The following is a 19662-nucleotide window of genomic DNA, read 5'->3' as shown; positions in this document are numbered from 1 at the left end:
CCGCACAGGACCGGTCATATGCGCACCACCTTGTATGGTTCCACCAGCACCGCCTCGCTGGTGGTGCACTGGCTGCTGATCGAGCTGGGTATCGAGCACGAACTGGTGCTGCTCGATTTCGACACGCGCGAGCACAAGTCGGCCGACTACCTGGCCCTGAATCCGGCCGGCAAGGTGCCGACCCTGCTGATCGACGGCCAGGTGCTGACCGAGGCGGCCGCGATCGCGCTGTATCTGGCAGACCGTCATCCGCAGGCGGGGTTGTTGCCTGCCGTCGGCACGCCGGCACGCGGCGAGGCCTATCGTTGGATGTTCTGGTGTGCCAACACCGTGCAGCCGGCGTACCGCGCCTGGTTCTACGCGCATGAAGCGGCGGGTGGCGAGTGCATCGACGGCGTGCGTGCGATGGCGCGGCAGCAGCTGGAAGCGGCGTGGCAGCACGTTGCCACGCACCTGCAGAGCGGCGGCCCCTACCTGCTTGGCGATGCGCCGAGCGTTGTCGATTTCATGCTGGTGATGTTGATGCGCTGGTCGCGCAACATGCCCACGCCCAGCGACCACTGGCCGGTGTTGAAGGCGTATGCGGACCGCCTGAAGGCGCGCCCGGCGTTCGCCGAGGTCTATCGCCGCGAAGGCATCACCGACTGGCGGTAAATCGTTCTGTAGAGCCGAGCCATGCTCGACTGCATTTAGCACGCGGATCGCAGCCGAGCATGGCTCGGCTCTACCAAAGCGGGGCGGGTTACAGGATCTCCAGCACCGTTTCCGGGGGCCGGCACAGGCGGGTGCCCTTGGCGGTGCGTACTACCGGGCGGTTGATCAGCCGTGGGTGGGTGGCCATCGCGGCCAGCAGGGCGTCGTCGTCGCTTCCCTGCAGGCCCAGTGCGGCGAACTCGGGTTCCTTGCTGCGCACCAGTTCGGTCGCTGTCAGGCCGGATTCGGCCAGCACCTGGCGCAGCGTGGCCACGTCGGGTGGGTTGCCCAGATACTCGATCACCACCGGTTCGACACCCGCGTCGCGGATCAGTTTGAGCGCCCCGCGCGAGTTGCTGCACGCGGGGTTATGCCAGATGGTCACCTCCATCAGAACCATTCCAGCAGCGACACGCCCACGCCGACATAGGTCGCCTTGTGGTTGTAGTCGATCAGGCTTTCGCCATAGCCGTCGAAGATCTGCACATGGCCGCGCAGCAGGTTGCTGATCGGGAAGCCGTAGTCCAGCTGCAGGGCGCCGTGCGAGCGGTCACCGGTACGCAACGAGTGACGCGCCATCAACGAGACCTCGTGACCCTTGTGGTTCCAGGTCAGGGTCGCGTCGCCGCGGCCCATGTAGTCCTCGATGTCCGGGTTGTTGTCGTCGCTGCGGGTCTCGGGAATGCGGTACCAGGGACGCAGCACCAGTGCCCAGTTCTCGCGGTCCAGGCCGACATTCAGGATCACCCGGTTCCAGCTGCGCGACAGCGGATCGGCACGGCCGTTGGACTGGTGGTTGAGGCTGATGCCGGTCATCCGCCCACGCCAGCCACCGATCGAGTAGCCGTTGCGGAACACCATCATCACTTCCGGCTCGTAGTTGGTCTCGCGGAACGGGCGCGAGTCCTCGCCGTTGTAGGCCTGCCAGCGCGAACTCTGGGTGTAGCCGGCCCAGATGTCGCCGTTGTCGCCGAACAGGTTCTCGGCGATCTTGGTCTTGAAGCTGATCTGGAATTTCAGCTCGGCACTGTCCAGCACCTGCGGGGTGGTCACGCTGTTGGCCGGGTTCGGCGAGTGCGGCATGGTGTTGCGATCGCTGGTCCAGAAGGCCGGCAGCAGGTACACGGGCTTGTACGCACGCAGCTGGAACGGGCCCAACTTGGAGTCCTCGGCCAGTTCCCAGCGGCTGTCCAGCAGCGAACCACGGCCGGCATTGGCAAGGGCGCTGTCTGGAGCTTCGGAACGGAACAGATCGCTGACACGTTCGCGCAGTTTTTCTTCACCCTGGCTTACCCGCGTGGTGTCGCGCTGCTCGCGGCGTGCCTGTGCTGCGGCTTCGGCGGCCGCATCAGCTTCGGCGGTGGCCTGCGGCGTGCGCCCGAACTGGCGGTCGTAGCAGGCCAGACGTGCCGCATCGGTAGTGATGGCTGCGCAGGCGGCCGGCGACGCCTCGGCACTGGGCGCGAATTCCTGCGCTGCCAGTGGCGCGCTGGCCAGGGCCAACGCCAGCGGTGCAAGGCGGGGGAACAACGGAGAGAGGGTCATTGCAGCAGGCCCTTCGGAATGAATGCGGAAAGAGGGACAGTGTGGCGGCTGCATCCGGTAACGGCCAGCCCCACGGGTTTATGCCCGGCGTGTGCGTGCGCGCTGCGTGAAGGCCGCCTGCCTCACAGGAACCAGGCGAAGGCGAACAGGCCCAGCATCGCGATCACCAGCGCCAGCTTCAGCGCCAGGCCCAGCAGGATGCCGAACCACGTGGCCAGCCCGACCTTGGTCGAGCGGCCGAGCTCGCGGGTATGCCAGTACTCGCCCAGCAGGGCGCCGAGCAAGGGCCCGGCGAACAAGCCGATCGGCATGAAGAACAGGCCCACGATGCTGCCGATGAAGGTGCCCCACAGTGCTTTGCGGCTGGCGCCCACGCGCTTGGCGCCAACCACGGTCGCCAGCACGTCGACCAGCAGCGACAGCGCGGTCAGTACGCCGAGGATCAGCAGGGTCGGCCAGCCGACATGGACGAAGCCATCTGCCCACGCAGCAAGTACCAATCCGACGAAGACCAGCGGGATGCCCGGCAGGGCCGGCAGGACGATGCCTGCGATGCCGATCAGGACAAAAATGACCGCTAGCAGATACAAGATGAATGAGAGGTCCATGCTGTCCAGTATGGTTGTGTTTTTGGGGTTGACAGTGAAAGGTTTTTGCCAGTTGCTTTTTCGTTTTGGTCGGGTTAAGTTGCAGTCGCTGAGCTTGGCAAGGTCACCGTGGATCGTGGCCTGATGAAGCAAGATCGTTCCGATCCGCTGCATCGATGCACCTCGCTTCCCCCTTGCTTGTCAGCCGCCCAACAGGCGTATCCAACAACAAGTAGAGAGTCAAAGGGAGTTAGTGAGATGGCTGATCGTGAGAACGGTACCGTGAAGTGGTTCAATGATGCCAAGGGCTTCGGCTTCATCAGCCGGCAGAATGGCGAGGACGTGTTCGTGCACTTCCGTGCCATCGAGACCCAGGGCTTCAAGAGCCTCAAGGAAGGCCAGGCTGTGAGCTTTGAAGTCGTGCAGGGCCAGAAGGGTCTGCAGGCCGACAAGGTCCAGCCGGCGTAATACCTGCCGCTCGCCGGCATGAAAAAGGCCCGCGCAAGCGGGCCTTTTTTTATTGCTCCGGTTCTGTTCGGCCGGGGCCCGCTTCGGTTCAGCGCAGGATGACCTTGCCGTTGACCACGCGGACATAGGTGTTTTCGCGGATGCCGCCGAGGTCGCGCTGGTTGACCACGATGGTGCGGCCGTCATCCATGCGCACGCTGATGTCATAGGTATCGCTGGTCACGTTCTTCTGGATCTGGTTGCCCGCCAGTGCACCACCCACGGCGCCGGCGGCGGCGGCGATGTTCTTGTTGCCGCGGCTGCCGCCGGTGTGGTCGGAGATCTCATGGCCGGCGACCGCGCCGACGATGCCGCCGAGGATCGCGCCGGTGGCGGAAGGCGCGGTACGGCCAGACTGCACGGCATTGATGCGGGTGACGATGCCGCAGTCGGCGCAACGGCCCTGGTTGTAACCGGAGTTGTTGCCGTAGCCGCCGTTGTTGTAGCCGTTGTTGTTGTAACCACCACCGCCATAGCCCGGCGAGGTGGCACAGCCGGCCAGGCCGACGGTTGCGATGACACTGGCGGCGATGAGCTGGATCTTCATGGGGCGTCTCCTGGCCGTGAAGGCGGGTGCGTTGGGTGGTACTGCGTCATGCAGCAGGGTGAGCGAATCCTCCTCTTTTCAACGTGAACAAGGCGCCAACCACATCGGCCTTCGCCCACTCGAAGATGAATCAGCGGAAATCCTGATGACAGGCCCGGCAATCGTCCTTCAGGGCCTGCACCTGCTGCGCCAACGCAGTGCAGTCGGTGGGAGGGCTGGCCAAAGCCGCATTGAGGTCGGCGCGGTACTTGCTGGCGTGCTGCTGGAACTGCCGGCTGTCCTTCAACCCGGGGAAGGCCAGGTCCAGGTCGTTGGACAGCAGTCGCAGCACCTGCAGGCGCGGGACGCTGTCGCCCAGGCTGCAGCGGTTCTGCTGCTGCGCCTGCAGCAGCAGATCCGCCTGCCGCTGCATCACCTGCATCAGGCTGTCCGGAAACGGATCGCGGCGCGCCTGCAGGGCACGGCCGACCATCACCGTGGCAATCAGGCCGATCATCAGGCCCAGACCGAGTACGAACAGATAGCGGTAGGCGGTGGACGGGCGGCGGGGTGGGCTGGCACTCATGGCGGGCGCTCCGGGCGTGCAACGTTGGGTTCGGTGTCGGCGTGCAGTAGTCAGGGGATCTGCACGCTAAAATAGCCCGATGAACGAACAGGTCAAACAACGCTTCGCCGGCATCGAACGGCTGTATGGCGTCGGCGCGCTCGAGCGCCTGCAGGGCAGCCGTGTCGCCGTGGTCGGCATGGGCGGCGTGGGCTCGTGGGTGGTGGAGGCGCTGGCGCGCTCGGCGGTCGGCCATCTGGCCCTGATCGATGCCGATGACATCTGCGTATCCAATACCAACCGCCAACTGCCGGCGCTGGAGGGCAACTACGGGCGCAACAAGGCCGAGGCCATGGCCGAGCGCTGCCGGGCAATCAATCCGCAGATCGAGGTCGACGCCGTGCAGGCGTTCCTGACCCCGGCCAACATGGCCGAACTGCTGGACCGCGGTTTCGACCTGGTGATCGACGCCTGTGACAGCTTCCGGGTGAAGGTGGAAACCATCGCCTGGTGCCGCCGCCGCAAGCTGCCGTTGCTGACCGTCGGCGCGGCCGGCGGCCGCACCGATCCCACCCTGGTGCGCATCCGCGATGTCTCGCGCACCGAGCATGACGCGATGCTGGCGCTGATCCGCAAGAAGCTGCGCAGCGAATTCAACTTCCCGAAGAATGCCAAGCGCTATTTCGGCGTGCCGGCGGTGTATTCGCTGGAGAACGTGAAGTATCCGCAGGCCGATGGCAGCGTCTGTGGCCTGCGGCCGAACCTGGGCGCGGATGCCGCCCTGAAGCTGGATTGCGGCGCTGGTCTGGGTGCGGCCACCCACATCACCGGCGCGTTCGCGTTCGCGGCGGTGGGCAAGGCGCTGGAGATGCTGCTGGAGCCGAAGAAGGTGAAAGCCGAAGCGGTTGAGGCAGAGGCCGGGGTGTGATCGGGTAGTGCCGGCCGCTGGCCGGCATCTGCGCTGATTCAAGCGTTCCGGGGTTGCCGGCCAGCGGCCGGCACGATCGTTACGGTGCGGGCAGGCTGAACAGCCGCCGCGCGTTGTCCGTGGTGGCCCGCGCCACGTCTTCAATGTCCATTCCGCGCAGCGCGGCGACGTGGCGGGCGATGACCGCCAGCCGCGCCGGCTCGTTGCGCTGGCCACGGATACCCGCGTCGGGCTGGTCCGGCGCATCGGTCTCCAGCAGCAACTGCTGCAGTGGCATCTCGCGGACAAGCCGTTGCAGGCGCTGCGCGCGCTCGTAGGTCAGTGGTCCGCCCAGGCCGAGCAGGAATCCCAGTTTGTGCAACTGCGCGGCCTGTTCCGGGCTGCCGGAAAAGCTGTGGACCACCCCGCGCAGGCCACCGATGCGGCGGATCGCGGCGATCACCGCATCCACTGCACGGCGGGCATGCACGATCACCGGCAGATCGAACTCGCGCGCCAGCTTCAGCTGGCCGAGGAAATAGTCCTGCTGGGCCTCGGCATCCAGGCCCTCGACGAAGAAATCCAGTCCGCATTCGCCGATCGCGCAGGGTCGCTCCTGCTCGATCCATTCACGCAGCTGCGGCAGGTGTTCAGGCCGGTGCTGGTCCAGGAACATCGGGTGCAGGCCATAGGCGGGGTAGAGGCCCGTCGCCTGCTGGCAGACCGCGCGCAGCTTTGGCCAGCTGACCGCAGTGACAGCCGGCACCACCTGCCACTGCACGCCGGCAGCGCGTGCGCGGTCGATGACCGCCTCGCGGTCACCGTCGAATTCGTTGGCGTCCAGATGGCAGTGGCTGTCGACCAGCAGGTTCAACGCTGCTCCAGCGGCGGTGGCGTGGTCGCGCTGCGGCTCTTCCAGTTGGCCAGCAGCAGCGTGCCCAGGCCCAGCATCAGTTCGTCGACGAACGGAATCGGGTCGGGGATGAACAGGGTCAGCGCGAACAGGCCGGCGGTCAGCTTGAACAGGGTGGGGTAGCGCAGCCGGCGCGCCCATTGCAGGACCGGCAGCAGCATCGGGTTGGCCATGACGGGGTCCTCCTGGGGGAATGTGCAAACGCTACCACGGGCCCAGCATTTCCCGATGCTGAATGGGTTACGGCGGTGAGCAGGAAATGTGGAGATTCCGTTCAGGCACCGCATGCTGCAATCTGGCCTGAGAACGTTGCGGACGGTCCGCAAGGAGCAGGTCATGAAAAGCACAACTACAACTGTCCTGGTCGCAGCGGGCGCGCTGCTGGTCGGTGGTATCGCAACCGCCGCCTTCATGAAGAGTGGCGACAAGTCGCCTGAGCAGCTGAGCGCCGGAAACCCGAGTGAATCTCGTCTGGTCGATGGCAATGCCACCGACGATGGCGCGCGTGGCGACGCAGTGGACGCCACTGCGCCGCGGGGTCTGGAATACGCCGATGTGCTGAAGGTCGATCCGATCACCGAGAAGCAGAAGGCCTATGCCACTGTGATCGGCACCGATCCGGTGCGCGAGACGTCCACTACCCAGACCCCGCATGAGGTCTGTCAGGACGTGGTGGTGCAGGAGCGCCTGCCCGAGCGTGATGGCAACGTCGGTGGCACCGTGGTCGGTGCCGTGGTCGGCGGCCTGCTGGGCAACCAGGTGGGCGGCGGCAACGGCAAGAAGGCTGCAACTGCCGCCGGTGCCGTGGCCGGTGGCTTCATCGGCAACCAGGTCGACAAGCGCCACGTGGGTGGCCGCGTGGTCAACCGCACCGAGCGCCAGTGCCACACCGAAACGGCGACCTCCGAGTCGAGCCGTGTCACCGGCTACAACGTGACCTACCGCAATGAAGACGGCACCACCGGCACCATGCGCATGGGCAGCAAGCCGGGCAACCGCATTGCCATGGGCACCAGCGACGTGGTCAAGGGCTACAACGTGACCTACCGCTACGACGGTGCAGAGAAGACCGTGCGCCTGGACAACAAGCCGGCCAGCGATCGCCTGCCGGTGGTGGATGGGCAGCTGGTCACCCAGACCGCCGCCGCCGCGGATTCGACGGCCAACCGCCAGTAATCCCAGGCTACGACGCAGCATCGAACAGGCCGGCTTTTGCCGGCCTGTTTTTTTTTGCAGGGATGGGGTTCATCCACGCGTGGCGTGGATCTACCATGACCCCATGAGCATCTTCGACCTGCGCATCGAAACCGAACGCCTGATCCTGCGCCCGCCGCAGCGGCAGGACTACGCACCCTATCTGGCGTTCTGTGCCGACGAAGAGGTGATGCGCACGCTGGGTGGCGTGCAGTCACCCTCGGTGGCATGGCGCGGCTTCTGCAGCCTGGCCGGCGCGTGGCAGCTGTTCGGCTTCTCGATGTTCAGCGTGATCGAGAAATCGAGCGGCGAATGGATCGGTCGCATGGGACCGTGGCAGCCGCAGGACTGGCCCGGTACCGAGGTCGGTTGGAGCATCCGCCGTGCCAGCTGGGGCAAGGGCTATGCACCGGAGGCGGCGATCGCCGCCATCGACTGGGCGTTCGATACGTTGGGCTGGGACGAGGTGATCCACACCATCGCCGAAGACAACGAGAACTCGAAAGTGGTTGCGCGCAAGCTGGGCAGCACGCTGCTGCGCATGGGGCAGTTGCCACCGCCGTATGAAGGCAAGCCGTTGGAAATCTGGGGGCAATCGCGCGAGCAGTGGCAACAGCGCCGTTCGCCGTTGTAGGGCCGAGCCCATGCTCGGCTGCATTCGGCGAGCAGCAGCCGAGCACGGGCTCGGCTCTACAGGATGCATCGCCCGCCATGCTGCACCCGCGCTTGGCAATCGCCAGGCTGCTTGCCAGACTGCGGGCAGCCGGCTGCAGGCCGGAACCTCACTGGAGCAGGCAATGGTGGAAGAGCGCATTCCGTTGACGGTGCATGGCATGTCGGTCTCGGGCAATTGCCACAAGGTGCGCCTGCTGCTGGAACAGCTGGGAAGCCGCTACCGTTGGGTGGAGGTGGACAGTGCCCACGGCCAGACCCATAGCGCGGAATTTCTCGCTCTCAACCCCAACGCCAAGGTGCCATTGATCGTGCGCGACGACGGCCGCGTGCTGACCGAATCCAATGCGATCCTGTTCTGGCTGGCCGAGGGCACGCCGTACCTTCCGGCCGACGGTTGGCAGCGTGCGCAGGCATTGAGCTGGATGTTCTTCGAACAGTACACGCACGAGCCCTGCGTGGCGGTGGCACGCTTCATCCGCGGTTGGACACCTTCCGACTCACCACGCCGTGCTGAACTGCCGCGCCTGCATGAGCGCGCTGCCAGCGCGCTGGCGGTGATGGAACAGCATCTGCAGCAGGCGCAGTGGTTCACCGGCGCCGACTACGGTATCGCCGATATCGCCCTGTTCGCCTATTCCGATGTCGCCGCCGACGGTGGCATCGCGCTGGATGCATTCCCGCAGGTGCGGGCCTGGTTGCAGCGGGTGCGCGCGCAGCCTCGCTTCGTGGCCATGCCTGCGGTGACCGCCGAGGTGCGCGCGCGGTTCAACGCACCGGATTGATTCCCCTGCAGCGTCGGGCGTGCTCGACCGGTGGAAAGGGTCGAGCAGGCCTGGCGCCACGGTTCGCAACAACGGCACGGAGGGTGTTCGATGTTCGCTGTGGTTCCAGATCCCATTCCCGCACGCATGCGCGGTCTCAACCGCGCCGAAGTCTGTGACGTCAATTTCCTCGAGGCCGTACGCGCCTGGCGCGGTATGCCGCGACCGCGCCCGGCGCCGGATGCGCCGATCCTGCCGGGCAGCACCCTGACGGCCGCCGCCTTCGGCGAACTGTTCGAATCGCAGCTGCTCAGTCGCCAGCTGGACCTGATGGCGCGCGTGCTGCGCGTGCAGAACAAGGTCTTCTACACCATCGGCTCGTCCGGTCACGAAGGCAACGCGCTGCTTGCGCGCGCCTGCCGGCACACCGATCCCGCCTTCCTGCACTACCGTTCCGGCGCCTTCATGGCCGAGCGCGCACGGCTGGTGCCAGGCATGGATCCGGTTCTCGACGCCGCGCTGTCCTTCGCCGCCAGTGCCGACGATCCGGCCAGTGGCGGCCGCCACAAAGTGTGGGGCAGCAAACCGCTGTGGGTGCTGCCGCAGACCTCGACCATCGCATCGCACCTGCCCAAGGCGCTCGGTACCGCGCTGGCGATCGAAAGTGGCAGGCGCCTGAGCCAGCCACTGCCGATTCCAGCCGACAGCATCGTGATGTGCTCCTTCGGCGATGCCTCGGCCAACCATGCCACCGCGCAGACTGCGTTCAATACCGCGATGTGGTCGGCCTACCAGAAGCTGCCGGTGCCGATCCTGTTCGTGTGCGAGGACAATGGCCTTGGCATTTCGGTGAAAACACCTGAAGGATGGATCGCAGAGCGCTTCAGCCGGCAACCGGGCCTGGACTATTTCTTCGCCGATGGCCTGGACCTGGCGGCCGGGCACGCGCAGGTGCAGGCGGCGGTCGAGCATTGCCGGCGCACGCGTCGGCCTACCTTCCTGCACCTGCGGACCACGCGGTTGATGGGCCATGCCGGTACCGACTTCGAGGTGGAATGGCGTGCGCTGGCGGAGCTGTGCACGGCCGAGGCGCAGGACCCGCTGCTGCGCTCGGCGCAGATCGCACTGGAATCGGGCTGGATGGATGCGGCCGGCGTCGAGGCCGCCTATGAAACCCTGCGCGCGCGCTGCATGGCCGCTGCCATTGATGCCGATACGCGTCCGAAGCTGCAGACATTGCAGGAAGTGATCACGCCGTTGGCACCCTATACGCCGGCAGCGGTACAGGCCGAGGCCGAGCGCGTGGCGCCCGTCGAGGCCCGGCAGGCGCTGTACGGCGGTGCCGACGCGCTGCCCGAGCGGCAACCGCCGCGGCACCTGGCGATCCAGATCAACCACGGGCTGCAGGAACTGCTGGGCAAGTATCCGCAGGCGCTGCTGTTTGGCGAGGACGTCGCGCAGAAAGGCGGCGTCTACACGGTGACGCGCGACCTGCTGCGCCGTTTCGGCCCGCGCCGGGTATTCAACACGCTGCTGGACGAGACCCTGATCCTGGGCATGGCCCAGGGGCTGGCCAACATGGGCATGTTGCCGATTCCGGAAATCCAGTACCTGGCCTACCTGCACAACGCCATCGACCAGCTGCGTGGCGAGGCCTGCTCGCTGCAGTTCTTCTCCAATGACCAGTTCCGCAACCCGATGCTGGTACGGGTGGCCGGGCTGGGCTACCAGAAGGGGTTCGGCGGCCATTTCCACAACGACAACTCGATCACGGCGCTGCGTGACATCCCGGGGCTGGTGGTGGGCTGTCCGTCGCGTGGCGATGATGCGGTGATGATGCTGCGCACATTGGCGGCATTGGCCCGCGTGGATGGCCGGGTAGCGGTGTTCCTGGAACCGATTGCCCTTTACATGACCAAGGATCTGCACACGGCCGGCGATGGCCAGTGGTTGTTCGACTACCCCGCACCCGGGCAGGCGCTGGTGCTGGGCGAGGGCAGGGTGTACGCGCCGGATGCCACCGATCTGGTGATCTTCACCTACGGCAACGGTGTGCCGATGGCGCTGCGCGCAGCGACCGCTATCGAGCAGCAGCTGGGCTGGCAGGTGCGGGTGGTCGACCTGCGCTGGCTGGTGCCGTTGAATGCCGCCTTCATCGGCGCCCAGGCCGCCACCGCGCAACGGGTGCTGGTGCTGGACGAGGGGCGGCAGAGCGGGGGCGTCGGCGAGGGCGTGATCACCGCGCTGGTCGAGGCCGGCCATGGCCACCTGCCGGTGCGCCGGGTCTGTGGTGCCGATACCTATACGCCGCTGGCGGGGGCAGCAATGTTCGGGCTTCCAAGCGACAATGCGGTGATTGGCGCCGCCCTCGACCTGGCGCAGGAACCCTGATGCATGTGTGGATTGGCGGGAATGTTGTTGCCGGCGGCTCAGACGCCGGCCGAGGTCCTGCAGGCGCAGGCGCTGGCCATGGGCCAGGCGCTGCACCATCGCGGGCCGGATGACGGCGGTACCTGGGTCGATGCCGCCGCCGGCATCGCCCTGGCCCACCGGCGCCTGAGCATCCTCGATCTTTCACCGCTGGGCCACCAGCCGATGGCCTCGGCCGACGGCCGCTATGTGATGGCCTACAACGGCGAGGTCTACAACTTCGCCGAGCTGCGCGCGGAACTGGAACCCTTGGGCCATGCGTTCCGTGGCCATTCCGATACCGAGGTGCTGCTGGCCGCGATCCTGCAGTGGGGCGTCGAGGACACCCTGCAGCGCGCCAACGGCATGTTCGCCATTGCCTTGTGGGATCGCCAGGAACAGTGCCTGTGGCTGGCCCGCGACCGGGTCGGCAAGAAGCCGCTGTACTACGGCTGGGCCGGTGATGCGCTGGTGTTCGGCTCCGAGCTGAAGGCGCTGTGGCAGCACCCGGATTTCGACAACGATATCGACCGCGATGCGCTGACGCTGCTGCTGCGGCTGGACTACATCCCCGCACCGCACAGCATCCACCAGCGCTGCTACAAGCTGATGCCCGGCCGCGTGCTGCGGCTGGATGCGGCGGCGGTGGCGGCAGGGGCCAGCGCCCATCGCCCAGAGCAGGCACAGCGTCCGTACTGGGACGCGCGTGCGCGCATGCAGGCTGCACTGGCCGCGCCGTTCCAGGACCGCATCGAGGAGGCCGAGGAGCAGCTGGATGGCCTGCTGCGGGATGCGGTGGCGCTGCGCATGGTGGCCGATGTGCCGGTGGGCGTGTTCCTGTCCGGCGGCACCGATTCGTCGCTGGTGGCGGCGCTGATGCAGGCGCAGAGCGGGCAGCCGGTGCACAGCTTCAGCATCGGCTTCAGCGGCTCCCACCACGACGAGGCGCCGTTGGCCAGGGAAGTGGCCACCCATCTTGGCTGCGATCACACCGAACTGTACGTCAGCGGCGCCGATGCGCTGGCGGTGGTGCCGCAGCTGCCGGCAATGTTCGATGAACCCTTTGCCGATGCCTCGCAGGTGCCGACCGCGCTGGTCGCCCGCCTCGCCCGGCAGGGCGTGACCGTCGCGTTGTCCGGTGACGGTGGCGATGAACTGTTTTTCGGCTATACCCGCTATGTACGCGCGCTGCGCAACTGGCAGATGCTGGGACGGGTGCCAGCGCCGCTGCGGCGCTGGATGGGCGCGCGTGCACACCAGCAGGGTGAAGCGTCGCGCACCGGCGGGTTGGCCGCGTTGCTGGCCGAAACCGGCGCGCGCGGCATCGGCGATGTGTATCGCAACCGCATTTCGCGCTGGCGCGATCCGGCGGCGGCGGTGATCGGTGCACGCGAGGCGGGCAGCTTCTACGATCTGGCCGATCCGCTGCATGGTGCCGGTACGCCGGCCGACGCGATGATGCTGGCCGACTTCGTCAGCTATCTGCCCGACGACCTGCTGTGCAAGGTCGACCGTACCTCGATGGCGGTCAGCCTGGAGGCGCGCGCGCCCTTGCTGGACTGGCGCGTGGCCGAATTCGCGTGGTCGCTGCCGCTGGGCTTCAAGCGCAGTGAATCGACCAGCAAGGTGCTGCTCAAGCGCGTGCTGGGGCGGTACGTGCCGCAGTCGATGGTGCACCGGCCCAAGCGGGGATTCGGCGCGCCGGTCAGTGATTGGCTGAAGGGCGATCTGAAGCCCTGGGCGGACGAGCTGCTGCAGCCGGCGCGGCTGGAACGCGAGGGCGTGCTGTCGGCTGCGGCCGTGCAGCCGCTGTGGCAGCAGTTCCTGGGTGGCCAGCGCAAGTGGCACACGCACCTGTGGAACGTGCTGATGTTCCAGGCCTGGCAGGACCATTGGCGGCAGGTGCGCGCAGGCGTACAGCGCGGCTGATCTTCACCGGTGGGGAAGGGCGCGGCCGCTAGGCTGGCTCTTCCGCACCGTGAGGAGTATGTCCTGATGTCCGTCCCCACCATTGCCGTTTTCGTCGGCAGCCTGCGCAAAGAGTCCTGCAACCGCAAGCTGGCGCACGCGCTGGAGAAGCTGGCCGGTGACAAGGCGCGCTTCCAGTACGTGCAGATCGGCGACCTGCCGCTGTACGACCAGGATTTCGACGCCAGCTACCCGGCGCAGGGCACGCGCCTGAAAGACCAGGTGCGTGCCGCCGACGCCGTGCTGTTCGTTACCCCTGAGTACAACCGTTCCGTGCCCGGTGTGTTGAAGAATGCGATCGACATCGGCTCGCGCCCCTACGGCGACAGCGCCTTCGCCGGCAAGCCAGCGGCCGTGATCGGCGCCTCCCTCGGCCAGATCGGCACGGCGGTGGCCCAGCAGCACCTGCGCAACAGCCTGGCCTTCCTGGACATGCACGTGCTTGGCCAGCCCGAGGCGTTCATCCACTTCAAGGATGGCCTGATCGATGCCGACGGCACGATCCACAATGAGGGCACGCAGAAATTCCTGCAGGGCTATGTGGACCGGTTCCTGGCGCTGATCGCGGTACATGCCAAGGGCGATTGACGCCAGCGGCCGCGGTCGCCATCTGCGATAATGCTCCGCTGCGGGCGTCGCAACGACGCCCGTCGCAGGCAATGCGACGCCTCCGTGCCAGTCTGGACAGGCTCAGGCGGATATCCCCCGTTCTTCCACGGCTTATCCACAGATTTGTCCATGGCCGCCGGGGTCGGCGCATGCCTACACTGGTCTGGCCCCTTTCGCAGGAAACACCGCAGCATGTCCGCCCGTTCCGGCTTCCGTTCCAACCGCAGAGAGCGCGGCGAAGGCTTCGATCGCGATCGCGATGAATCGCGTATCGACCAGTTGCGCGTGCCGCCGCACTCGGTGGAGGCCGAACAGGCGGTGCTGGGCGGCCTGATGCTGGCACCGGACGCCTACGACCGGGTCAACGACCAGCTGACCGAGGGTGACTTCTACCGCCGCGACCACCAGATGATCTACCGGGCGATCCGCGAGCTGTCCGAGCGCGAGCGCCCGTTCGATGCGGTGACCCTGGGCGAGTGGTTCGAATCGCAGGGCAAGATGGAGCTGGTGGGCGATGGCGCCTATCTGATCGAACTGGCCAGCACCACGCCGTCGGCGGCCAACATCGTGGCCTATGCGGAGATCGTGCGCGACAAGGCGGTGCTGCGGCAGCTGATCCAGGTCGGCACCGACATCGTCAACGATGGTTTCCAGCCCGAGGGCCGCGACAGCAGCGAGCTGCTGTCCGCTGCGGAAAAGAGCGTGTTCGCCATTGCCGAACAGGGCGCGCGCGGCCGTACCGACTTCGTGGCCATGCCCGGTGCGTTGAAGGACGCGTTCGAAGAGCTGCGCAACCGCTTCGAGAATGGCGGCAACATCACCGGCCTGCCGACCGGCTACACCGATTTCGATGCGATGACCGCCGGCCTGCAGCCGACCGACCTGATCATCCTTGCCGCGCGTCCTGCGATGGGCAAGACCACCTTCGCCCTGAACATCGCCGAGTACGCGGCGATCAAGTCGAAGAAGGGCGTGGCGGTGTTCTCGATGGAAATGTCCGCATCGCAGCTGGCGATGCGCCTGATCTCCTCCAATGGCCGCATCAACGCGCAGCGCCTGCGTACCGGCCAGCTGGAGGACGAGGACTGGAGCCGGGTGACCGGTGCGATCAAGATGCTGAAGGAAACCAAGATCTTCATCGACGATACGCCGGGCGTGTCGCCGGAGATCCTGCGTTCCAAGTGCCGCCGCCTCAAGCGCGAGCACGACCTGGGCCTGATCGTGATCGACTACCTGCAGCTGATGAGCGTGCCGGGCAACAGCGAAAACCGCGCGACCGAAATTTCCGAGATCTCGCGTTCGTTGAAGGGCCTGGCCAAGGAACTGCACGTGCCGGTCATCGCGCTGTCCCAGCTCAACCGCTCGCTGGAAACGCGTACCGACAAGCGCCCGGTGATGGCCGACCTTCGCGAATCGGGCGCAATCGAGCAGGATGCGGACATGATCGTCTTCATCTACCGCGACGATTACTACAACAAGGAAAATTCGCCGGACAAGGGCCTGGCCGAGATCATCATCGGCAAGCACCGTGGTGGCCCCACCGGCTCGTGCAAACTGAAGTTCTTCGGCGAGTACACCCGTTTCGACAACCTGGCCCACGACTCGGTCGGTTCGTTCGAATAACCGATGATTCCGGCGTGCCCTGTAGAGCCAAGCCCATGCTCGGCTCTTTCCGTTCGGGCGCGCGACGTCATGTAATCCATCCGGATCGCCAAAAATCCGTATGTGGCGTGTAAATGACATGTAACGCAACGCTTCTACGATTCCGCCGCTGCTGCTCTTTTGACGCCGCCCTTCGGCGTCCAGCGCGCCCAAGGAATCCCCATGTCTTGCCATGCTCCGCTTCGCCGCAATCTGCTGGCCCTGCTGGTCTGTGCCTCACTGCCTTCGCTGGCCGCCGCTGAAACCGCTCCTGCCGTCGACGCACAGTCGGCCACTACCCTGGATTCGGTCTCGGTGATCGGCCGGGGCGAGGCACGCCAGGTCCAGCGCGTGACCGCCGAGGACATGAAGGTGCTGCCACCCGGCGCCAACCCACTGAAGCTGCTGGCCAGCAAGCCGGGCGTGCATTTCGAATCGGCCGACGCCACCGGTGCCTACGAGTGGTCCACCAGCATCAGCCTGCGCGGCTTCAACCAGAACCGCCTGGGCTACACGCTCGATGGCATCCCGCTGGGCAACATGAGTTATGGCAACAGCAACGGCCTGCACATCAGCCGCGCGGTGATCAGCGAGAACCTGGGCGGTGCCGAGGTCTCCACCGGCATCGGCGCGCTGGGTACGCCGTCGACCAGCAACCTGGGCGGCGTGTTCCAGTTCTATTCCATCGATCCCTCCACCGAGTACGGTGTCGTGCTGGCGCAGAGCCTGGGCAGTGACAGCGCACGCCGCAGCTATGCCCGCCTGGAAACCGGCGAACACCAGGGCTTCGCCGCCTACCTGTCCGGTGCGTATTCGGAGAGCGACAAGTGGAAGGGCAAGGGCTCGCATGAACTCAAGCAGTTCAACGGCAAGGCGACCTACAACTTCGGCGTCGACAGCCGCATCACCGCGCTGTTCAACGCCTCGCGCCGGGTTGAGGCCGATTACCAGGACCTGTCGCTGGAGATGATCGATCGCCTGGGCTGGAACTGGGACAACTATGCGCCGGACTGGAACCGTGCCCTGGCCGCTGCGCGTGGCCAGTACAGCGGCGGCGTCAACAGCCCGTGGGATGCGTACTACTCGGGTCACGGCCTGCGCAACGATGATGTCTCCAGCATCGCCGGTGACTTCGGCCTCAACGAGACGATGCGCCTGAAGGTCAACGTCTACAACCACAGCAACCGCGGTCAGGGCCACTGGTTCAGCCCGTCCAATCCGTCCAACCCGGGCACCAGCCGCGAGATTCCGATCTCGATCCGAACCACCGAATATGCGATCGACCGCACCGGCGTGACCTCGGCGTTCACCTGGAACGTGGGTGGCCATGAGCTGGAAGGGGGCCTGTGGTACGAAGACAACGGCCACAGCGTGCAGCGCAACTTCTACTACATCGATGGGCCGATCACCGACGACTTCTTCCTGCGCAACCCGGACCAGCGCGTGTGGCACCAGCGCTACACCACCATCACCCGTCAGTTCTACGTGCAGGACCGCTTCCGCCTGTTCGATGACCGCCTGACCATCGACGTCGGCGCCAAGTCGCCCAATACCCGCACCAGCGTGCGCACGCCGCTGGGCAGCTACGCCAGCAACAGCAGCCTGACCGCGAAGAAGGGGCTGCTGCCGCAGGCCGGCTTCAACTTCAAGCTGGACGAGCGCAATGAAATCTTCGGTTCCTATGCGAAGAACATCGCGGCCTATGCGCTGGGCGTGGGCAGTCCGTTCAATGTTCCGCAGGTGGCGTTCGATGCCAGTGCCAAGGACCTGAAGCCGGAACAATCGCGCACCATCGAACTGGGCTGGCGCGGCTACGGCCGTGGGTATGAAGCCTCGGTCGCGGTGTACGACGTCAAGTTCGACAACCGCCTGCTGGCCATCGCCCAGTGCGTCGGCATCCTGGGTTGCCCGGCGCTGTACTCCAACGTCGGCTCGGTCACCAGCCGCGGTGCCGAGGCGACCCTGCAGCTGAAGCCGATGCAGGACCTGGTCTGGTCCAATGCGCTGTCGTGGAATGACAGCAGCTACGACAACGACTACGTCAACAACGGTGTGGTGCCGACCCGCGGCAAGAAGACGGTCGACACGCCGGAATGGATGTTCGCCAGTACGCTGGCGTGGACGCCGGGCCCGTGGGACCTGCGCCTGGCGGCCAACCACGTAGGCAAGCGCTACGTGACCTACACCAATGACGTCTCCGTGCCGAGCTACTGGCTGATCAATGCGTCGGTGGCCTATGACGTGGGCAAACTCGGCCCGGCGCAGAACCTGACCCTGGCGCTGAACCTGACCAACCTGGCCGACAAGCAGTATCTGGCGACCATCAACACCAACGGCACCTACGCCGCTGATCCGACCCGCAGCCTGGCGACCATGCAGGTCGGTGCGCCGCGGCAGGTGATGGCCACCGCAACCGTGCGCTTCTGATGAAGCGCATCGCCGATCCGGAAACCCGTCGTCGTCTGCTGCGCCTGGCCTGGCAGGGGACCGGAGCGGCGATCGCACTGGCGGCCATGCCTGGCGTAGCCGCCACCGGTCCGCGGCCACGACTGGGGCGCGATCCGTTCACCCTCGGCATCGCCGCGGGTGATCCGGATCCGCAGGGCGCGGTGCTGTGGACGCGTCTCGCACCGGATCCCCTCAACGGCGGCGGCATGCCGTCGCGCGCGATCCCGGTGCGCTGGTTCATTGCCGAAGATCCGGCGATGCGTCGGCTGGTGCAGCGTGGCGTGGCGGCGGCCGTGCCGGAGCTGGCCCATTCGGTGCACGTGGAAGTGACCGGCCTGCGCCCGGGGTGCGATTACTACTATCGATTCGCCTGCGACGGCGGCGAGGAGAGTCCGGTCGGGCATTTCCGCACCGCGCCGCTGCCGGATGCGCAGTTGCAGCAGCTGCGGCTGGCGCTGTGTACCTGCCAGGCCTGGAACAGCGGCTACTACCCGGTACTGGCGGATATCGCCCGCAGCGATGTCGATCTGGTGCTGCATGCCGGTGACTACCTGTACGAATACAGCCCGTTGCAGAACGCCCGTGGCAGCACCCTGGATGCACAGCGCTTCAGCGGTGAAACGCTCAGCCTGGAGCGTTATCGCGACCAGTACGCGCTGTACAAGCTCGACCCGGACCTGCAGGCTGCGCACGCCGCGCACGCCTTCGCGGTGATCTGGGACGACCACGAAGTGCAGAACGATTATTCCGGGATCCATCCGGAAAAGAGCGACGTGCCGACCGAGGACTTCATCGTTCGTCGTGCCGCTGCGTACCGCGCGTTCTACGAACACCTGCCGATGCGTAGCACGCCGGCCGGCAACGGTGGCCTGCGCGTGCACCGCCGCCTGCGCTACGGCGACCTGGCCCAGCTGACGTTGCTGGATTGCCGTCAGTTCCGTCCGGCCAATCCCTGCGGCGTCGGCGAATCGCCACGCTGTGAAGCGGCGCTGGATCCGCGCATGAGCATGCTCGGCGTGGGGCAGGAGGCCTGGTTCGCGCAGTCGATGGCGGCCGCGGCGGGAACACGCTGGAACGTGGTGGTGCAGCAGCTGCTGATGGCGCAGTTGCGGTTGGAGCAGGGCACGCCGCGCGAACGTTTCTGGAACGACGCCTGGGATGGTTACCCGGCCGCCCGCAAGCGCTTGCTGCAGGCGATGCAGGCCGGGGGGGAGGGCAACGCCATCGTACTGGGCGGCGACTGGCACTCCACGTTCGTCAATGACCTGAAACTGGATTTCGATGCCGCGGACGCGCCGGTGATCGCCACCGAGTTCATCGCCCCGGCGATCAGCAGCGGTGGCGATGACACGCCGTATGGCCCGTACTACGGCCCGTCGATCCCGCAGAATCCGCACATCCGTTATTTCGATGGCGACCGGCGTGGCTGGTGGAAGCTGCAGTTGAACCGGCAGACCGTGGACGCGGAACTGCGCTTCGCCGACAGCGTGCTGCGGCGCGATGCGGAAGTTCGCACGGCCGCCCGGTTCCAGGTGAGCCACGGTCGCCCGGGGGCCGTGCCGGTGTAATGGCGGGTGCGGACCTCCTCGGTGGGTGCGGACCTTGGTCCGCACACTCATGCAACCCGCCGGGCATGGCCCGGCGCTACCGGGCAGAGGCAGGGCGCAGATCGAACGGTTTCATCGCCCCCAGCCGGGTTTCGTCGCAAACCGTT

The 19662-nt window shown here is 66.3% G+C and carries 19 protein-coding genes; 12 read left to right on the top strand and 7 right to left on the bottom strand.

The window, feature by feature from the left end; translation table 11 throughout:
- Positions 1-18: 18 nt before the first annotated feature.
- Positions 19-654: a glutathione S-transferase family protein gene (locus CR156_RS11730; RefSeq protein ID WP_100552993.1), complete on the top strand. Its 636-nt coding sequence runs from the start codon at positions 19-21 to the stop codon at positions 652-654.
- 88 nt (positions 655-742) lie between these two features.
- Here CR156_RS11730 and arsC read toward each other — a convergent pair whose 3' ends face one another.
- The 3 genes from arsC to CR156_RS11715 form a co-directional block, all read right to left on the bottom strand.
- Positions 743-1084 (bottom strand): arsenate reductase (glutaredoxin), encoded by a 342-nt coding sequence (gene arsC / locus CR156_RS11725; RefSeq protein WP_100552992.1) that lies wholly within the window; start codon positions 1082-1084, stop codon positions 743-745.
- Positions 1084-2238 (bottom strand): phospholipase A, encoded by a 1155-nt coding sequence (locus CR156_RS11720; RefSeq protein ID WP_032978835.1) that lies wholly within the window; start codon positions 2236-2238, stop codon positions 1084-1086. The genes arsC and CR156_RS11720 overlap by 1 nt, the downstream gene beginning before the upstream one ends.
- 122 nt (positions 2239-2360) lie before the next feature.
- Complete coding sequence (locus CR156_RS11715) at positions 2361-2846, bottom strand: DUF456 domain-containing protein (protein ID WP_100552991.1); 486 nt, start codon at positions 2844-2846, stop codon at positions 2361-2363.
- Between the two features lie 237 nt (positions 2847-3083).
- On the opposite strand from CR156_RS11715, the gene CR156_RS11710 reads away from it, so the two are divergent.
- A complete protein-coding gene (locus tag CR156_RS11710) occupies positions 3084-3293 on the top strand; it encodes a cold-shock protein (RefSeq protein ID WP_025876765.1) in 210 nt (69 codons plus the stop codon).
- An 88-nt stretch (positions 3294-3381) separates the two neighbouring features.
- Here CR156_RS11710 and CR156_RS11705 read toward each other — a convergent pair whose 3' ends face one another.
- Positions 3382-3879: a glycine zipper 2TM domain-containing protein gene (locus tag CR156_RS11705; RefSeq protein WP_100552990.1), complete on the bottom strand. Its 498-nt coding sequence runs from the start codon at positions 3877-3879 to the stop codon at positions 3382-3384.
- A 130-nt stretch (positions 3880-4009) separates the two neighbouring features.
- A complete protein-coding gene (locus CR156_RS11700; protein ID WP_100552989.1) occupies positions 4010-4444 on the bottom strand; it encodes a cytochrome c in 435 nt (144 codons plus the stop codon).
- Between the two features lie 79 nt (positions 4445-4523).
- On the opposite strand from CR156_RS11700, the gene CR156_RS11695 reads away from it, so the two are divergent.
- Positions 4524-5351, top strand: a complete 828-nt coding sequence (locus tag CR156_RS11695; RefSeq protein WP_089236156.1) for a tRNA threonylcarbamoyladenosine dehydratase — start codon at positions 4524-4526, stop codon at positions 5349-5351.
- A gap of 79 nt (positions 5352-5430) precedes the next feature.
- Here the strand turns inward: CR156_RS11695 and CR156_RS11690 are convergent, their stop codons facing one another.
- Both CR156_RS11690 and CR156_RS11685 read right to left on the bottom strand, forming a co-directional pair.
- On the bottom strand, positions 5431-6204 hold the full coding sequence (locus CR156_RS11690; protein ID WP_100552988.1) for a TatD family hydrolase: 774 nt from the start codon (positions 6202-6204) through the stop codon (positions 5431-5433).
- Positions 6201-6416: a DUF6116 family protein gene (locus CR156_RS11685; protein ID WP_100460497.1), complete on the bottom strand. Its 216-nt coding sequence runs from the start codon at positions 6414-6416 to the stop codon at positions 6201-6203. The genes CR156_RS11690 and CR156_RS11685 overlap by 4 nt, the downstream gene beginning before the upstream one ends.
- A 163-nt stretch (positions 6417-6579) precedes the next feature.
- Between CR156_RS11685 and CR156_RS11680 the strand changes: the two genes are divergently transcribed.
- The 9 genes from CR156_RS11680 to CR156_RS11640 all read left to right on the top strand — a co-directional run bounded on the left by CR156_RS11680 (position 6580) and on the right by CR156_RS11640 (position 19516).
- Entirely contained in the window at positions 6580-7419 is an 840-nt protein-coding gene (locus tag CR156_RS11680) for a glycine zipper 2TM domain-containing protein (RefSeq protein WP_089236153.1), read from the top strand.
- A gap of 103 nt (positions 7420-7522) precedes the next feature.
- Positions 7523-8071, top strand: a complete 549-nt coding sequence (locus CR156_RS11675; protein WP_099821139.1) for a GNAT family N-acetyltransferase — start codon at positions 7523-7525, stop codon at positions 8069-8071.
- 163 nt (positions 8072-8234) lie between these two features.
- Positions 8235-8894: a glutathione S-transferase family protein gene (locus CR156_RS11670; protein WP_100552987.1), complete on the top strand. Its 660-nt coding sequence runs from the start codon at positions 8235-8237 to the stop codon at positions 8892-8894.
- A gap of 90 nt (positions 8895-8984) precedes the next feature.
- Positions 8985-11264: a thiamine pyrophosphate-dependent enzyme gene (locus tag CR156_RS11665; RefSeq protein WP_100552986.1), complete on the top strand. Its 2280-nt coding sequence runs from the start codon at positions 8985-8987 to the stop codon at positions 11262-11264.
- Positions 11265-11267: 3 nt separating this feature from the next.
- Positions 11268-13211, top strand: a complete 1944-nt coding sequence (gene asnB / locus CR156_RS11660) for an asparagine synthase (glutamine-hydrolyzing) (RefSeq protein ID WP_100552985.1) — start codon at positions 11268-11270, stop codon at positions 13209-13211.
- A 66-nt stretch (positions 13212-13277) separates the two neighbouring features.
- Positions 13278-13838 carry an NADPH-dependent FMN reductase gene (locus tag CR156_RS11655; protein ID WP_100552984.1) on the top strand — a complete coding sequence of 187 codons (561 nt, stop codon included), beginning with the start codon at positions 13278-13280 and terminating at the stop codon, positions 13836-13838.
- 213 nt (positions 13839-14051) lie between these two features.
- Positions 14052-15482: a replicative DNA helicase gene (locus tag CR156_RS11650; protein ID WP_100552983.1), complete on the top strand. Its 1431-nt coding sequence runs from the start codon at positions 14052-14054 to the stop codon at positions 15480-15482.
- 201 nt (positions 15483-15683) lie between these two features.
- Positions 15684-17927, top strand: coding sequence for a TonB-dependent receptor (locus CR156_RS11645; protein WP_100552982.1), 2244 nt, complete (start codon positions 15684-15686; stop codon positions 17925-17927).
- A complete protein-coding gene (locus CR156_RS11640) occupies positions 17927-19516 on the top strand; it encodes an alkaline phosphatase D family protein (protein WP_100552981.1) in 1590 nt (529 codons plus the stop codon). The genes CR156_RS11645 and CR156_RS11640 overlap by 1 nt, the downstream gene beginning before the upstream one ends.
- Positions 19517-19662: the final 146 nt, after the last annotated feature.

This window comes from Stenotrophomonas lactitubi (genome assembly GCF_002803515.1).
Taxonomy (GTDB): Bacteria; Pseudomonadota; Gammaproteobacteria; order Xanthomonadales; family Xanthomonadaceae; genus Stenotrophomonas; species Stenotrophomonas lactitubi.
This window is presented reverse-complemented; position numbering and strand designations above follow the sequence as displayed.

Bases quoted from the DNA above. Each gene is read 5' to 3' on its own strand.
- CR156_RS11730 (WP_100552993.1), top strand. From the start codon at position 19: ATGCGCACCACCTTGTATGGTTCCACCAGCACCGCCTCGCTGGTGGTG.
- arsC (WP_100552992.1), bottom strand. From the start codon at position 1,084: ATGGAGGTGACCATCTGGCATAACCCCGCGTGCAGCAACTCGCGCGGG.
- CR156_RS11720 (WP_032978835.1), bottom strand. From the start codon at position 2,238: ATGACCCTCTCTCCGTTGTTCCCCCGCCTTGCACCGCTGGCGTTGGCC.
- CR156_RS11715 (WP_100552991.1), bottom strand. From the start codon at position 2,846: ATGGACCTCTCATTCATCTTGTATCTGCTAGCGGTCATTTTTGTCCTG.
- CR156_RS11710 (WP_025876765.1), top strand. From the start codon at position 3,084: ATGGCTGATCGTGAGAACGGTACCGTGAAGTGGTTCAATGATGCCAAG.
- CR156_RS11705 (WP_100552990.1), bottom strand. From the start codon at position 3,879: ATGAAGATCCAGCTCATCGCCGCCAGTGTCATCGCAACCGTCGGCCTG.
- CR156_RS11700 (WP_100552989.1), bottom strand. From the start codon at position 4,444: ATGAGTGCCAGCCCACCCCGCCGCCCGTCCACCGCCTACCGCTATCTG.
- CR156_RS11695 (WP_089236156.1), top strand. From the start codon at position 4,524: ATGAACGAACAGGTCAAACAACGCTTCGCCGGCATCGAACGGCTGTAT.
- CR156_RS11685 (WP_100460497.1), bottom strand. From the start codon at position 6,416: ATGGCCAACCCGATGCTGCTGCCGGTCCTGCAATGGGCGCGCCGGCTG.
- CR156_RS11680 (WP_089236153.1), top strand. From the start codon at position 6,580: ATGAAAAGCACAACTACAACTGTCCTGGTCGCAGCGGGCGCGCTGCTG.
- CR156_RS11675 (WP_099821139.1), top strand. From the start codon at position 7,523: ATGAGCATCTTCGACCTGCGCATCGAAACCGAACGCCTGATCCTGCGC.
- CR156_RS11670 (WP_100552987.1), top strand. From the start codon at position 8,235: ATGGTGGAAGAGCGCATTCCGTTGACGGTGCATGGCATGTCGGTCTCG.
- CR156_RS11665 (WP_100552986.1), top strand. From the start codon at position 8,985: ATGTTCGCTGTGGTTCCAGATCCCATTCCCGCACGCATGCGCGGTCTC.
- asnB (WP_100552985.1), top strand. From the start codon at position 11,268: ATGTGTGGATTGGCGGGAATGTTGTTGCCGGCGGCTCAGACGCCGGCC.
- CR156_RS11655 (WP_100552984.1), top strand. From the start codon at position 13,278: ATGTCCGTCCCCACCATTGCCGTTTTCGTCGGCAGCCTGCGCAAAGAG.
- CR156_RS11650 (WP_100552983.1), top strand. From the start codon at position 14,052: ATGTCCGCCCGTTCCGGCTTCCGTTCCAACCGCAGAGAGCGCGGCGAA.
- CR156_RS11645 (WP_100552982.1), top strand. From the start codon at position 15,684: ATGTCTTGCCATGCTCCGCTTCGCCGCAATCTGCTGGCCCTGCTGGTC.
- CR156_RS11640 (WP_100552981.1), top strand. From the start codon at position 17,927: ATGAAGCGCATCGCCGATCCGGAAACCCGTCGTCGTCTGCTGCGCCTG.